Annotated in this window: 12 protein-coding genes; 2 read left to right on the plus strand and 10 right to left on the minus strand. The window is 59.4% G+C overall.

Going from position 1 to position 13,502, the window contains the following annotated elements; genetic code table 11:
- Positions 1-56: 56 nt before the first annotated feature.
- The 5 genes from OX462_RS15830 to OX462_RS15850 all read right to left on the minus strand — a co-directional run bounded on the left by OX462_RS15830 (position 57) and on the right by OX462_RS15850 (position 6,074).
- Positions 57-1,829: a ShlB/FhaC/HecB family hemolysin secretion/activation protein gene (locus tag OX462_RS15830; protein ID WP_409026527.1), complete on the minus strand. Its 1,773-nt coding sequence runs from the start codon at positions 1,827-1,829 to the stop codon at positions 57-59.
- Between the two features lie 258 nt (positions 1,830-2,087).
- Positions 2,088-3,698 (minus strand): glutamine-hydrolyzing GMP synthase, encoded by a 1,611-nt coding sequence (gene guaA, locus OX462_RS15835; protein ID WP_070288027.1) that lies wholly within the window; start codon positions 3,696-3,698, stop codon positions 2,088-2,090.
- Positions 3,699-3,768: 70 nt separating this feature from the next.
- Positions 3,769-5,229 carry an IMP dehydrogenase gene (gene guaB, locus OX462_RS15840; RefSeq protein WP_034752206.1) on the minus strand — a complete coding sequence of 487 codons (1,461 nt, stop codon included), beginning with the start codon at positions 5,227-5,229 and terminating at the stop codon, positions 3,769-3,771.
- A 124-nt stretch (positions 5,230-5,353) separates the two neighbouring features.
- The gene (locus tag OX462_RS15845; protein WP_070221508.1) at positions 5,354-5,650 is read right to left on the minus strand and encodes an RnfH family protein; all 297 of its coding nucleotides are present in this window, start codon (positions 5,648-5,650) and stop codon (positions 5,354-5,356) included.
- The gene (locus tag OX462_RS15850; protein WP_035818194.1) at positions 5,643-6,074 is read right to left on the minus strand and encodes a type II toxin-antitoxin system RatA family toxin; all 432 of its coding nucleotides are present in this window, start codon (positions 6,072-6,074) and stop codon (positions 5,643-5,645) included. The genes OX462_RS15845 and OX462_RS15850 overlap by 8 nt, the downstream gene beginning before the upstream one ends.
- Positions 6,075-6,167: 93 nt before the next feature.
- On the opposite strand from OX462_RS15850, the gene smpB reads away from it, so the two are divergent.
- Positions 6,168-6,617: an SsrA-binding protein SmpB gene (gene smpB, locus OX462_RS15855; RefSeq protein ID WP_034784131.1), complete on the plus strand. Its 450-nt coding sequence runs from the start codon at positions 6,168-6,170 to the stop codon at positions 6,615-6,617.
- A gap of 305 nt (positions 6,618-6,922) precedes the next feature.
- Here smpB and OX462_RS15860 read toward each other — a convergent pair whose 3' ends face one another.
- From OX462_RS15860 to ppsA, 5 genes are all read right to left on the minus strand, one after another.
- Positions 6,923-7,231 carry an H-NS histone family protein gene (locus tag OX462_RS15860; RefSeq protein ID WP_010397665.1) on the minus strand — a complete coding sequence of 103 codons (309 nt, stop codon included), beginning with the start codon at positions 7,229-7,231 and terminating at the stop codon, positions 6,923-6,925.
- Between the two features lie 608 nt (positions 7,232-7,839).
- Positions 7,840-8,784, minus strand: a complete 945-nt coding sequence (locus tag OX462_RS15865; protein ID WP_070221509.1) for an SPFH domain-containing protein — start codon at positions 8,782-8,784, stop codon at positions 7,840-7,842.
- A gap of 15 nt (positions 8,785-8,799) precedes the next feature.
- Positions 8,800-9,216: an NfeD family protein gene (locus OX462_RS15870; protein ID WP_070221510.1), complete on the minus strand. Its 417-nt coding sequence runs from the start codon at positions 9,214-9,216 to the stop codon at positions 8,800-8,802.
- Positions 9,217-9,392: 176 nt separating this feature from the next.
- On the minus strand, positions 9,393-9,890 hold the full coding sequence (locus OX462_RS15875) for a Dps family protein (RefSeq protein WP_034752224.1): 498 nt from the start codon (positions 9,888-9,890) through the stop codon (positions 9,393-9,395).
- 146 nt (positions 9,891-10,036) lie between these two features.
- A complete protein-coding gene (ppsA, locus tag OX462_RS15880; RefSeq protein ID WP_409026528.1) occupies positions 10,037-12,469 on the minus strand; it encodes a phosphoenolpyruvate synthase in 2,433 nt (810 codons plus the stop codon).
- Positions 12,470-12,621: 152 nt separating this feature from the next.
- On the opposite strand from ppsA, the gene OX462_RS15885 reads away from it, so the two are divergent.
- On the plus strand, positions 12,622-13,470 hold the full coding sequence (locus OX462_RS15885; RefSeq protein ID WP_070288024.1) for a phosphoenolpyruvate synthetase regulatory kinase/phosphorylase PpsR: 849 nt from the start codon (positions 12,622-12,624) through the stop codon (positions 13,468-13,470).
- The last annotated feature ends 32 nt before the right edge of the window (positions 13,471-13,502 follow it).

The following is a 13,502-nucleotide window of genomic DNA, read 5'->3' on the forward strand; positions in this document are numbered from 1 at the left end:
GCAATAGAGGGAGAAGAGAACGGCTGGCGGATGGCGGCGTCTCACATCGTTAATTTTTAATAGCTGGCGTTCAGGCTGAAGCCGGCCGTATGGCTGGCCGTGCGGAACAGCTCGGGTTTGCGCACGGGCCAGCCGACAAAGGCGTCGTACTGCACCCCCAGCCACTGGCCGCGCAAGCCCACAAAAGCGCCCGTCAGGCGCCGCGCGATCAGCCATTCGGCGGACGGCCCCGATACTTCGCCGTGGTCCAGGCCCGCATACGCTTCCTGGCCGCTGCTGCCCAGCGGCACGCCGACTTCGTTGCGCAGCAGCCAGCCGCGTTCGGCCGACAGGCTGCTTTCGCCGTCGTAGCCGCGCACCGTGTAGCGCCCGCCGATGGCAAAGCGGTCCTGCGGCACCAGCGGCGTGCGGTTGTGCTGCATGCGCCAGCTGCCCGCGTAGCGCAGCGGCTGGCCGGCCAGCTTGAACGGCGCCGACAGGGCCGCGTCGGCCAGGATCAGTTTGAAACGCGACGTACCCTCGCCAAACGCTTCCTCGGGCGCCGCCATCGCATGCATCGCGCCCGTGCCGCGCCGGTATTGCAGGTTCAGGTCCAGGGTGGCCTGCGCCAGGAATTCGCGGTGGCCAAGGCCCAGTTCCCAGCCCGCCATGCGGCGGCGCTGCACTTCCACTTCCGTGTCGTCGATGAAGTTTTGCGCTGCACGCTGCCAGCCGCGCAGGGACAGCGTCGTCTTGCGCGACGCGTCGCGGTACACCAGGCGCGACAGTTTCACTTCCTTGTTTTGGCTGGCGCCGCTGTAGTTGTAATCCTGGCTGATGCCGGCCACGGACTGGTGATAGCGGCTGTCGCTGGCCGTGAAGGCCAGCAGCCAGTAGGCGTAGGGAATCGAATAGTGGGCCACCATGCCGCCTGTGCCGCGCGGACCATTGCGGTTGCCGTCAACGTTCTGGTTCAGGCTCAGGTAAAACAGATCGTTCAGGGTCAGCCAGTGGTCATACGACAGAGTCACGCTGCCCTGCAGTTTGCCCGTCGAGCGCGAACCGCCGTCGTCGAGGCCCAGCGCCAGGCGGAACGGCAAACCCTGCTTCCACTGGATCTGCAGGTCGCTCTCGCCCGGCTTCGCATTGCCGCCTTCGGCCGGCATGATCTGGATATCGGCCTCGGCCGTCGGCACGCGCTTGAAGTTTTCCAGCGCCTGTTCCGTATCGCGCACATTGAGCAAGTCGCCCGGCCGCGCCGGCACGGCATTCCACCAGGTGGCGCGGGGGTTGGTGCCGGGCGCAAAGCCGATCTGGCGGATACGCCCCGGTATCAGCGTCAAGGCCAGGGTGCCACGGCTCAGGTCCTGCGGCTCGGCCAGCACGCGCGTGGTGACGTAGCCGCGCGCGATGATGGCGTTCTGCATGCGCCCCATCAGCACATTGATGGCCTGCGTGCCCAGGCAGCGGCCCAGCGGCGAGTCCGACGCCCCCAGGTCGTCGTGCCCGGCGACGGCCAGCGCCCACTGGAACCGGGCGGCGTCCTCGCCCCGCAATTGCAGATGATCGATGGTAAAGCACGGCGATTCGCCTGTGGGCAGGCGGTTCGCGGCTGCGGCCGCGGGCGCCTCGAGCAGGCGCACGTCGGGCGTGCGCTCCTGCTGCTGTCGCAGGAGGCGCTCGCGTTCTTGCTGGCGGATCAATTCTTGGCTGGCATCGTCGCGCTGGCTGCTGCCAGGCGGGGTGGGAAGGGGCGGCGCGATTTCGGGACGGGTCTGCGCGGACACGGCGGCACACAAGGTGCCGCTGAACAAAAATACACCGCACCATGGCGTCAAGCGCAGGTGCATATGTTGCCTTACGCAATTATTTTCTTAAGTAGATTATAAAATAATTATTTCTGTATGGCAATTTTATTTATTTCTTGAGAACTTTATCTCTTTGGTAACTGCCATTCAACTATCCAATTACCACTAGTAAAATCCCGCGCGGTCTTGCGGCGGCACAGCAGGCAATGGCGTCCGGCATCGATGCATAAAAAAAGCCCTGTAAAAACAGGGCTTTGGCTTACTCACTTATTCGGAAATGCAAAGTTTCCTTATGGGAACTCACTCCCACTCAATGGTCGCCGGCGGCTTGCCCGAAATATCGTAGACGACGCGGTTGATGCCGCGCACTTCATTGATGATGCGGTTCGAGACCTTGCCCAGCAGACTGTGCGGCAGGTGGGCCCAGTGAGCCGTCATGAAGTCCTGTGTCTGCACGGCGCGCAGTGCCACCACGTATTCGTAGGTGCGGCCATCGCCCATCACGCCCACCGATTTGACGGGCAGGAAGACGGCAAAAGCCTGGCTCGTCGCTTCGTACCAGTTGGTCGGTACGCTATCCTGGTCGAAGCCAGGCACCACCACCGGCTCATACGGCGTGTTGCGCAGTTCTTCGATGAAGATGGCGTCGGCGCGGCGCAGCAGGTCGGCGTAGTCTTTCTTGACTTCGCCGAGGATGCGCACGCCCAGGCCCGGGCCCGGGAACGGGTGGCGGTAGACCATGTCATGCGGCAAGCCCAGGGCCACGCCCAGTTTGCGCACTTCGTCCTTGAACAGCTCGCGCAACGGTTCCAGCAGCTTGAGCTTCATGGTGTCCGGCAAGCCGCCCACGTTGTGGTGGCTCTTGATGGTCTGGCCCTTCTTGCCTTTGCCGGCCGATTCGATCACGTCCGGGTAGATCGTGCCTTGCGCCAGCCATTTGGCGTTGACCAGCTTGCCCGATTCGACCTGGAAGACTTCGACGAATTCGCGGCCGATGATCTTGCGCTTTTGCTCGGGGTCGGTGACGCCAGCCAGATGGCCCATGAACTGGTCTTCCGCGTCGACGCGGATGACTTTCACGCCCAGGTTCTTGGCGAACATGTCCATCACCATCTTGCCTTCGTCGAGGCGCAGCAGGCCGTGGTCGACGAAGACGCAGGTCAGCTGATCGCCGATGGCGCGGTGGATCAGGGCAGCGGCCACGGACGAATCGACGCCGCCGGACAAGCCCAGGATGACATCATCGGTGCCCACTTGCGCGCGGATCTTTTCCACCGCTTCGCTGATGTAGTCAGGCATGTTCCAGTCCGACTTGCAGCCGCAGATTTCATGCACGAAACGGCCGATCATGGCCTTGCCCTGCACCGTGTGCGTTACTTCCGGGTGGAACTGCACGCCGTAGAACTGGCGCTCTTCATCGGCCATGGCGGCGATCGGGCAGCTCGGGGTGTTGCCCATCAGCTTGAAGCCTGGCGGCATTTCCAGCACCTTGTCGCCATGGCTCATCCATACTTTCAGCATGCCGTGGCCTTCGTCTGTGACGAAGTCGGCAATACCGTTGAGCAGCTTGGTATGGCTGCGGGCGCGCACTTCGGCGTAGCCGAATTCGCGTACCAGGCCGTTTTCCACCTTGCCGCCCAGCTGGGCCGCCATGGTTTGCATGCCGTAGCAGATGCCCAGCACGGGCACGCCCAGCTCGAACACGGCTTGCGGCGCGCGCGGCGAGTCGCCGTCCAGCGTGGAATTATGGCTGCCCGACAGGATCACGCCGGCGGCGCCATAGTTGCGCACGAATTCGTCGCTGACGTCATACGGGAAGACTTCGGAAAACACGCCGGAATCGCGCACGCGGCGGGCGATCAACTGGGTGACTTGGGAACCGAAATCGAGAATGAGGATTTTAGAATGCATGGTCGGAGCTTTATTCAGGGTCAATTGCAAAACCGGCGCACTGGGCGCCGGTCTGGACTTTCGTTACCGCTTACTCGGAGCGATAATTTGGCGCTTCTTTCGTGATCTGCACATCATGGACATGCGACTCGCGCATGCCGGCCGAGGTGATTTCCACGAATTCCGCTTTTTCGCGCAGCTCGTCGATGGTGGCGCAGCCGCAGTACCCCATCGATTGACGCACGCCGCCCACCAGCTGGAAGATGATCGCCAGCACGCTGCCCTTGTAGGCCACGCGGCCTTCGATACCTTCAGGCACGAACTTGTCGGCCTTCATGGTGGCGTCCTGGAAATAACGGTCAGCCGAACCGTCGGACATCGCGCCCAGCGAACCCATGCCGCGGTACGATTTGTAGCTGCGGCCCTGATACAGGATCACTTCGCCTGGTGCTTCTTCCGTACCGGCAAACATGGAACCCATCATGACGGTCGAGGCGCCAGCGGCCAGCGCTTTCGAGATATCGCCCGAGAAACGGATACCGCCGTCGGCGATACATGGCACGCCCGTGCCTTCCAGTGCTTCGGCAACATTCGAGATGGCCGTGATTTGCGGCACGCCCACACCGGCGACGATACGCGTGGTGCAGATCGAGCCAGGACCGATGCCGACCTTGACCGCATCGGCGCCGTATTCCACCAGCGCCTTGGCGGCGGCGGCGGTAGCGATGTTGCCACCAATCACTTCGACTTGCGGGTACTTGGTCTTGATCCAGCGTACGCGGTCGAGGATGCCTTGCGAGTGGCCGTGGGCCGTGTCGACCACCAGCACGTCGACACCGGCTGCGACCAGCAGGTCGATGCGCTCTTCATCCTTGGCACCGACGCCGACGGCAGCGCCGACCAGCAGTTTGCCCTGGCTGTCTTTCGACGCGAACGGGTGCGAGGTCGACTTCTGGATATCCTTGACGGTAATCAGGCCGCGTAACTCAAATGCGTCGTTGACGACCAGCACGCGCTCGAGACGGTGCTTGTTCATCAGGCGCTTGGCTTCGGCCGTATCGGCGTCTTCCTTGACGACGACGAGTTTTTCGCGCGGGGTCATCTTGGCGGAAGCTTCCGCGTCGAGTTCCTGCTCAAAGCGCAAATCGCGGTTGGTGATGATGCCGACGACTTCCTTGCCTTTGACGACAGGGAAACCGCTGATGCCGTATTGTTCCGTCAAGGCGATCACGTCGCGGATTTTCATTTCCGGCGGAATCGTGATCGGATCACGCAGCACGCCAGCTTCGAAACGCTTTACGCGGGCCACTTCACGTGCCTGGTCCTTCGGATTCAAATTCTTGTGGATGATGCCGATGCCGCCTTCCTGGGCCATCGCGATCGCCAGGCGGGCTTCCGTCACCGTATCCATGGCTGCGGACAGCAAGGGAATATTCAGGGTGATGTTGCGGGTCAGGCGAGTTTTGAGGGACGTATCGGCGGGCAGAACGTTGGAGTAGGCTGGGACGAGCAGCACGTCATCGAATGTGAGTGCTTTTTGAAGTAGACGCATAGCATTTCCTATTGGCGCAAAAGCAGATTATACAGAAAAAAGCGCCCTCCGTCCTTGCAGCATAGAAAAGATATTTGAAAATAGCAAAAAATGGCGCTCGCCAGGCAGCGGCCGCCCTGCCCGCTCAGCCCTTCGCAGGCTTGCCGCTGGCCCTGCGCCGGCGCGCCTCTTTCGGGTCCGCCTGCAAGGGGCGGTACACTTCCACGCGGTCATGCTCGTGCAATACGGTATCGAGCGGCTTCTTCTTGCCATAGATGCCGACCATGTTCACAGCCAGGTCGATGCCGGGCATTTCCTGCAGCAAGCCGCTCAGCGCCACCGCCTGCCCGATGGTGGTGCCGGCAGGCACCGTCAAGGTACGCAAAAAGCTGCTGTCCGGCAGCGCGTGACACACTTGCACCTGCATGCTGGTCTCAGCCATACACGGTCTCCGCGCGCTTGCAGAAGGAATCGACCATGCTGTTGGCAATCATGCCGAAGACGGGGCCGATGATCTGTTCCAGTACGCGGCTGGAAAACTCGTAGTGCAGGTCCAGTTCGATCTTGCAGGCGTCTTCGCGCAGGGCCTTGAAGGTCCACACGCCGTCGAGGGTCTTGAAAGGACCGTCCACCAGCTTCATCTTGATGGACGTCGGCGGCACGTTCTCGTTGGACGTGGTGAAGCTTTGGCGCACGCCGTGGTAATGTATGCCCACGCTGGCGACGACCGTGTTCTCGCCCCGCTCGCGAATCTCGACCGCACCACACCAGGGCAGGAATTTGGGATAATCTTCCACCGCCGCTACCAGCGCGAACATTTGTTCGGCGCTATAGCCGAGAAAAACTGATTTATGTACTACTGCCATTGAAGAACCATTTGCTATGATGTTGGATACATTTGATTTTATCGCGCTTGCGCGAGACAGTAGTTTAACCGACCCGCGCACATTTACCATCTCATGACCATAGCAGACAACAGAAAAGCCTTCCACGACTACTTTATCGAGGATCGCTACGAAGCGGGCATCGTGCTGGAAGGCTGGGAAGTCAAAGCCATCCGCGACGCCCGCGTACAAATCAAGGAAGCCTACGTCGTCGTCCGCGGCGATGAACTCTTCCTGTTCGGCGCGCATATCAGCGCCCTGCCGACCGCCTCCACCCATATCCACCCGGAAGCCGTACGCACGCGCAAGCTGCTGCTGCACCGCGCTGAAATGGATAAACTGATCGGCAAGGTGGAACGCTCCGGCTATACCCTGGTGCCGCTCAACCTGCACTACAAGGGCGGCCGCGTGAAATGCGAGATCGGCCTGGCCAAGGGCAAGAAACAGCACGACAAACGCGCTGCGGAACGCGACCGCGATGGCGCGCGCGAAGTGCAAGCGGCCATGAAATCGCACCGCCGCTGATCCGGCACCGCGCGCAGCGTGCTGCGCCAATACCAACAAGCCCGGCTATATGCCGGGTTTTATTTTGCCGATTGCCTGCGGCAAGCGGGAAAAACTCAGCGCGACGGAATAAAGCAGGGAAAAGAAAGAAGTAAGGCGGGAAATAAAGCGGTATTGGCGAAAAAGCCATGGAGATACGGCGAAGGACATCAACTCGGCCTGCCTGGCCAAAGACAAAAAACGAGGAAAGTTCCGGATGCTTGCATACTGCCTTGTACACCTGTATTACCGCACAGGACAAGCATCCGAATGAATGGCGTATTACATTACACCTTCAGCAGGTCACGCGACTTGCCCGAATCGGTCCACTCTTTGACCCATTTCGGTTGACGGCCACGGCCAGTCCATTGCTGCGTCGCATCATCCGGATTGCGATAGCGTACTGCAACCGTGCCGGTTTTAGCGCGGATACCCGTACCAACCAGATCTTTTACGGAAACGCCGACGCTCTGTGCGATCGCCAGGATTTGTTCACGCGCTTTGGACAGATCGTCTTGTTCGCGTTTTTTCATTTGCTTCTTGATGTCGTCCTGCAAGGTGCGCAGTTCGGACAGGGATAAGCTGGACAGATCCATGATATTTCCTTGTGTGAGTTGAAAAATATAACTGAACAGTTAAATTCTATCCAATTGTAACGCGATTGAGGTGATTTTTTCTGAAGATTTGATTGTTTTTTACAATTCTTTTCCCAAAACCCCCACTTCCCGGCTTTCAGGCGATGCAAGTCTTCAATCAAGGGGACGGTCACCGCAGTGTACCGTCTGCGCCAGTACCTGTATTTTGTGCGGCGGCGATTCAATACAGCGCCATCGGTCACATTTATTCTGCAGTATTTTTTGTTTCATTGCAATTTATAGTAATTAAAAATTGCAATTCAAAACATACACGGGGCCAATACTATCGGCCACCGTGCACCGGCCTCCAATCCCGCGTCGCCGTCCATCGCGGACATCGGTGCAGCAGATTCCACTTCAATCAAAAAGATAAGCGTCGCACGACAACATATAACCCAGAAAGTGCGCACAGCATAGCATAAAGAAAATATTCTCAGCGCTACTGATTCCAACGCTGATACTCCAACCCTGCTGCTGCCATATATTCCAGTGGCGCAAATGAAAACTGCCCGCGATATGGCGGGCAGTATTGACGAAAAACTTGCTACGAGTTTGCTATTCACCGGCAATCAAGGAATCGCCACGCCACCTTTCGGCTTCTGGGTTTTGACCACCTGCATTGCCGCGGCGATCAAACCACTCATATCGCCCAGATTGGCCGGCACGATAATCGAGTTATTTGTCTTCGCCAATTGCGCGAAGGCGCCCACATACTGTTCGGCCACTTTCAGGTTGACGGCATCTTCGCCGCCCGGCTCGCGGATGGCGGCGCCGACCTGGCGCAGCGCCTCGGCACTGGCCTGTGCCAGCGCAACGATGGCTGTGGCCTGACCTTCGGCGCGGTTGATCGATGCCTGCTTCTCGCCTTCGGAGCGGGCAATGTTCGCTTCGCGCTCGCCGCTGGCGATATTGATCTGCTCCTGCTTGCGTCCTTCCGAGGCGGCAATCAGCGCGCGCTTTTCGCGCTCGGCCGTGATCTGCGCCTGCATCGCATGCAGGATTTCCTTGGGCGGCGTCAAATCCTTGATTTCATAGCGCAATACCTTGACGCCCCAATTCGCCGCCGATTCATCGATGGCATTCACGATGGCAGTATTGATATGGTCGCGCTCTTCAAATGTCTTGTCGAGTTCCATTTTACCGATCACCGATCGCAAGGTCGTTTGCGCCAATTGCGTAATGGCGGCAATATAATTCGACGAACCATATGAAGCACGCATCGCATCGGTAATCTGGAAATACAGAATGCCATCGACCTGCAATTGCGTATTGTCACGCGTAATGCACACCTGCGGCGGCACGTCGAGTGGAATTTCCTTGAGTACATGCTTATAAGCGATGCGGTCAACAAAAGGTACGACAATATTCAGGCCAGGCCCCAATACCGCATGGAACTTGCCCAGGCGTTCCACCACCCAGGCATGCTGCTGCGGCACCACATTGACCGTCTTGAAGACAAATACCAACGCCAGCAATAACAAGATCAGCGACACGCTTCCGATGCTTACTTCCATAATCTATTCTCCAGGTTATCCAACAATCAAACGGCTGCCACGCACGGCACGTATGGTGTAATGACCGGCCTGCGTATCGCTGCCGGGAATCAATTCCACATCCCACAAGGCGCCGCGATACATGACGCGCGCCGCACCATCGACCCAGTGCGCGACCGCCACGCTTTGGCCGATATCGAGATTCACATTCGGATCCTGCGCCGCATCGCGCCGCGCCGCCCTGCCAAAACGGCTGCGCCGCAATAACAGCGTAGCCGCCACGCCGACAATGGCGGCCGTCAGGGCCTGCCAGCTGCCATTTCCGCCCGCCAGCGCCACCAATCCTCCGGCGCTGACGCCGATGGCGATCATCAGCAGATAAAACGTGCCCGTAAACAGCTCCAGGATCAATACCGCGCCAGCCGCGACAAACCAGCCCACCCATTCAGCCATGATGCCTCCATCCTTGTGAATCCAAAATAAAAAACCCCGCAGCCTATATAAGCGACGGGGTTTAATGCGCTGCACTGCCTGATATTATTCTTGCCAAACACCTATATACAAGCAGTCTAACGCAATTCCGGATGACGTCAATAGCCGGCGGCGAATTAGCGCCGCCGGCCCGGCGTTTATTCCTCGAGCAGGCTGCGCAACATCCACGCCGTCTTCTCATGCAAATCGAGGCGCTGCGTGATCAAATCGGCCGTCGGCTGGTCATTGGCTTTCTCGAGCAACGGGAACAAACGGCGCGCCGTGCGCGCGGTCGCTTCCTGTGCCGACACCAGGTGGCTGACCATGTCCAGCGCCGGCGGCACGCCGTCGATCTCCTTGATCGAAGCGAGCTTGACGAATTCCTTGTAGGTGCCCGGCGCCGGATAGCCGAGGGCGCGGATACGCTCGGCGATCAAGTCCAGCGCGGCCCACTGCTCCGTGTATTGCGTCATGAACATCAGGTGCAGGGTGTTGAACATCGGCCCCTTGACGTTCCAGTGAAAATTATGGGTCATCAGGTACAAGGTGTAGCTGTCGGCCAGCAGGCCGGACAGGCCTTCCGCAATCTTCGCGCGGTCCGCTTCGGAAATGCCGATGTCGATCTTTGCCACTTTGCTCGGTTTCTTGCTTGCCATGTGAACTCCCGTTTCAATGTATTGGTGGAATCATTTTAGCTGATCTGGCGCAAGCCCATCGGATACTGCCGTGCGCTCCACAGCAGGCATAAAAAAACCCGCTGCCAGGTCAGTGGCAGCGGGTTTTCAAGGGGCAATAAAGATGCTTACGCTTTCAGCGCAGCCAGCTTTTGCCAGGTATCGATCACCGAGTCAGGATTCAGGGACATCGATTCAATGCCCTGCTCCATCAGCCAGACGGCGAAGTCCGGATGGTCGGAAGGACCCTGGCCGCAAATGCCGATGTACTTGCCGCGTGTCAGGCAAGCCTTGATGGCCAGGGCCAGCAGGGCTTTCACGGCAGGATCGCGCTCGTCGAAGTCGGCGGCCAGCAATTCCATGCCGGAATCGCGGTCCAGGCCCAGGGTCAGCTGGGTCAGGTCGTTCGAACCGATCGAGAAGCCGTCGAAATGGTCGAGGAACTGGTCGGCCAGGATGGCGTTCGACGGCACTTCGCACATCATGATGACGCGCAGGTCGTTCTCGCCGCGCTTCAGGCCGTTCTTCGCCAGCAAGTCGATGACTTTCTCGGCCTGGCCCAGGGTGCGCACGAATGGCACCATGATTTCCACGTTCGTCAGGCCCATGTCATTGCGCACGCGCTTCATCGCTTCGCATTCCATGTTGAACGCTTCGGAGAAGTCGGCCGACAGGTAGCGCGCCGCGCCGCGGAAGCCCAGCATCGGGTTTTCCTCGTCCGGCTCGTAGCGCGAACCGCCGATCAGCTTCTTGTACTCGTTCGACTTGAAGTCGGACAGGCGCACGATGACTTTTTTCGGCCAGAACGCGGCGGCGATGGTAGCGATACCTTCAGCCAGCTTGTCGATATAGAACGCTTTTGGCGAAGCGTGGCCGCGCGCCACCGATTCCACGGCCTTTTTCAGGTCGGCATCGATGTTCGGGTATTCCAGGATCGCGCGCGGATGCACACCAATATTGTTATTGATGATGAATTCCAGACGCGCCAGGCCCACGCCGGCATTCGGCACGGACTGGAAGTCGAACGCCAGCTGCGGATTGCCCACGTTGAGCATGATCTTGGTATCGAGCTTCGGCAATTCGCCGCGCGACACTTCCGACACTTCCGTTTCCAGCAAGCCGTCGTAGATCTTGCCTTCGTCGCCTTCGGAGCACACGACGGTGACGAACGTGCCGTCTTTCAGCACGTCGGTCGCGTCGCCGCAGCCGACGACGGCAGGCACGCCGAGTTCACGGGCAATAATTGCTGCGTGGCAAGTGCGGCCGCCACGGTTGGTGACGATGGCCGATGCGCGCTTCATGACCGGTTCCCAGTTCGGGTCCGTCATGTCGGCAACGAGCACGTCGCCTGGCTGCACGCGCTCCATGTCGGCCGGGTCGTGGATCACGCGCACGGGGCCGGCGCCGATCTTCTGGCCGATGGCGCGGCCCGACGTCAGCACGGTGCCCGTGCTCTTCAGCTTGAAGCGTTCCTGCACGTCGGTCGCCTTTTGCTGCGACTTGACGGTTTCAGGACGCGCCTGCAGGATGTACAGCTTGCCGTCGCGGCCATCCTTGCCCCACTCGATGTCCATCGGACGGCCGTAGTGGTTTTCGATGATGACGGCGTACTTGGCCAGCTCCACCACTTCGCTGTCGTTCAGCGAGTAGCGGTTGCGCATTTCGACGGGTACGTCGACGGTTTTCACGGAACGGCCGGCTTTCGCTTCGTTCGTAAATTCCATCTTCAGCAGCTTCGAGCCGATATTGCGGCGGATCACAGGCGACTTGCCTTTTTCCAGCATCGGCTTGTGCACATAGAATTCATCGGGATTGACGGCGCCCTGCACCACGGTTTCGCCCAGGCCATAGCTGGAAGTGACGAAGACCACGTCCTTGAAGCCCGACTCGGTATCGATGGTGAACATCACGCCGGCCGCGCCCAGGTCGGAACGCACCATGCGCTGCACGCCGGCCGACAAGGCCACTTCAGCGTGCGTAAAGCCCTTGTGCACGCGATACGAGATGGCGCGGTCGTTGTACAGCGACGCGAACACCTGTTTCATGGCTTCGAGCACGTTGTCGATGCCGACCACGTTCAGGAAGGTTTCTTGCTGACCAGCAAAAGAGGCGTCCGGCAAGTCTTCCGCCGTGGCCGAGGAACGCACGGCAAACGACATTTCGGTGTCGGAATCGGCCACCAGCTTGGCGTAGAACTGATCGATTTCAGCGGCCAGGCGTGGCTGGAACGGCGTTTCGACGATCCATTGACGGATCTCGGCGCCGGCTTGCGCCAGCGCGCGCACGTCATCGATGTTCAGCCCTTCGAGGCGCTGGGCGATGCGTTCGGCCAGCGGCAAGCCGCCGTTGGCGCTATACGAAAGGAAATCGCGGAATGCCTGCGCCGTGGTGGCAAAGCCACCGGGCACGCGCACGCCGGCTTCCGCCAGCTGGCTGATCATTTCGCCCAGGGAGGCGTTCTTGCCGCCGACGGATTCGACATCCGTCATGCGCAAATGCTCGAACGAGGCAACATACACCGCGTCCTTGTCTTCCTGCTGTTGCGATACTGCGTTGGTCATAATGACACCCTTACTGATGATAGAAATCTTTACGCGCGGCGCACAGACAGTCTTCTTGTTATTCTTGGCGTCGTGCAGCACAATCATACCGTTGCAGCCATTTTACCTTGTGCGGCGCAAATTGACGACGCACAATCTTGATCCGAAAACCCATGACACAAGAACCACGCCCTCCTCTGCCCTCTGCGGCCCGCACCGTCTTCTTCGTTTCCGACGGTACCGGCATCACCGCCGAGACGTTCGGCCACTCGGTGCTGACGCAGTTCGATCTGCGCTTCCGCCAGATCCGCCTGCCCTTCATCGACACCATGGACAAGGCATACGATGCGGCGCGCAAGATCAACGAAGCCTTCGCCGCCGATGGCCAGCGCCCGATCATTTTCTCCACCCTGGTGAAGAACGACCTGTCGGCCGTGATCCGCAAGTCCAGCGGCATGCACATGGACCTGATCCAGACCTTTGTGGCCCCGCTGGAGCAGGAGCTGGGCGTGATGTCGACCCACACCATCGGACGCTCGCACAATATCGTCGACAGCGAGGAATACAAGAACCGCATCGAGGCGATCAACTATTCGCTGGCGCATGACGATGGGCAGTCGCACAAGAACCTGTCCTCGGCCGATGTCATTCTGGTGGGTGTTTCGCGCTCTGGCAAGACCCCGACCAGCCTGTATCTGGCCATGCAATACGGTATCAAGGCGGCCAATTATCCGCTGATTCCCGACGATTTCGAGCGCGACAAGCTGCCATCGGCCCTGCTGGAATTTAAGAATAAAATTTTCGGATTGAGCATTACGCCCGAACGTTTGTCGGAAATACGCAACGAAAGACGCGCTGGAAGCAAGTATGCGGCAATTGAAAACTGCCGTTACGAAGTCAACGAGGCGGAAAAAATGATGAAACGCGAAGGTATCCGCTGGCTCTCCTCGACCACCAAGTCGATCGAAGAGATCTCCACGACGATCCTGCAAGAGATCAAGCCGAACCGCCGCGAGTACTAGAACACCTGACCAAACCTGCTGCGCGTGCGCTC

This window comes from Janthinobacterium aestuarii (assembly GCF_046113285.1).
Classification (GTDB): domain Bacteria; phylum Pseudomonadota; class Gammaproteobacteria; order Burkholderiales; family Burkholderiaceae_D; genus Janthinobacterium.

What these genes read in the sequence shown, in the direction of transcription:
- OX462_RS15850 (WP_035818194.1), bottom strand. Translation starts at nt 6,074, where the DNA reads ATGGCAGTAGTACATAAATCAGTTTTTCTCGGCTATAGCGCCGAACAA.
- guaB (WP_034752206.1), bottom strand. Translation starts at nt 5,229, where the DNA reads ATGCGTCTACTTCAAAAAGCACTCACATTCGATGACGTGCTGCTCGTC.
- OX462_RS15870 (WP_070221510.1), bottom strand. Translation starts at nt 9,216, where the DNA reads ATGGCTGAATGGGTGGGCTGGTTTGTCGCGGCTGGCGCGGTATTGATC.
- OX462_RS15865 (WP_070221509.1), bottom strand. Translation starts at nt 8,784, where the DNA reads ATGGAAGTAAGCATCGGAAGCGTGTCGCTGATCTTGTTATTGCTGGCG.
- ppsA (WP_409026528.1), bottom strand. Translation starts at nt 12,469, where the DNA reads ATGACCAACGCAGTATCGCAACAGCAGGAAGACAAGGACGCGGTGTAT.
- OX462_RS15845 (WP_070221508.1), bottom strand. Translation starts at nt 5,650, where the DNA reads ATGGCTGAGACCAGCATGCAGGTGCAAGTGTGTCACGCGCTGCCGGAC.
- OX462_RS15860 (WP_010397665.1), bottom strand. Translation starts at nt 7,231, where the DNA reads ATGGATCTGTCCAGCTTATCCCTGTCCGAACTGCGCACCTTGCAGGAC.
- OX462_RS15885 (WP_070288024.1), top strand. Translation starts at nt 12,622, where the DNA reads ATGACACAAGAACCACGCCCTCCTCTGCCCTCTGCGGCCCGCACCGTC.
- OX462_RS15875 (WP_034752224.1), bottom strand. Translation starts at nt 9,890, where the DNA reads ATGGCAAGCAAGAAACCGAGCAAAGTGGCAAAGATCGACATCGGCATT.
- OX462_RS15830 (WP_409026527.1), bottom strand. Translation starts at nt 1,829, where the DNA reads ATGCACCTGCGCTTGACGCCATGGTGCGGTGTATTTTTGTTCAGCGGC.
- guaA (WP_070288027.1), bottom strand. Translation starts at nt 3,698, where the DNA reads ATGCATTCTAAAATCCTCATTCTCGATTTCGGTTCCCAAGTCACCCAG.
- smpB (WP_034784131.1), top strand. Translation starts at nt 6,168, where the DNA reads ATGACCATAGCAGACAACAGAAAAGCCTTCCACGACTACTTTATCGAG.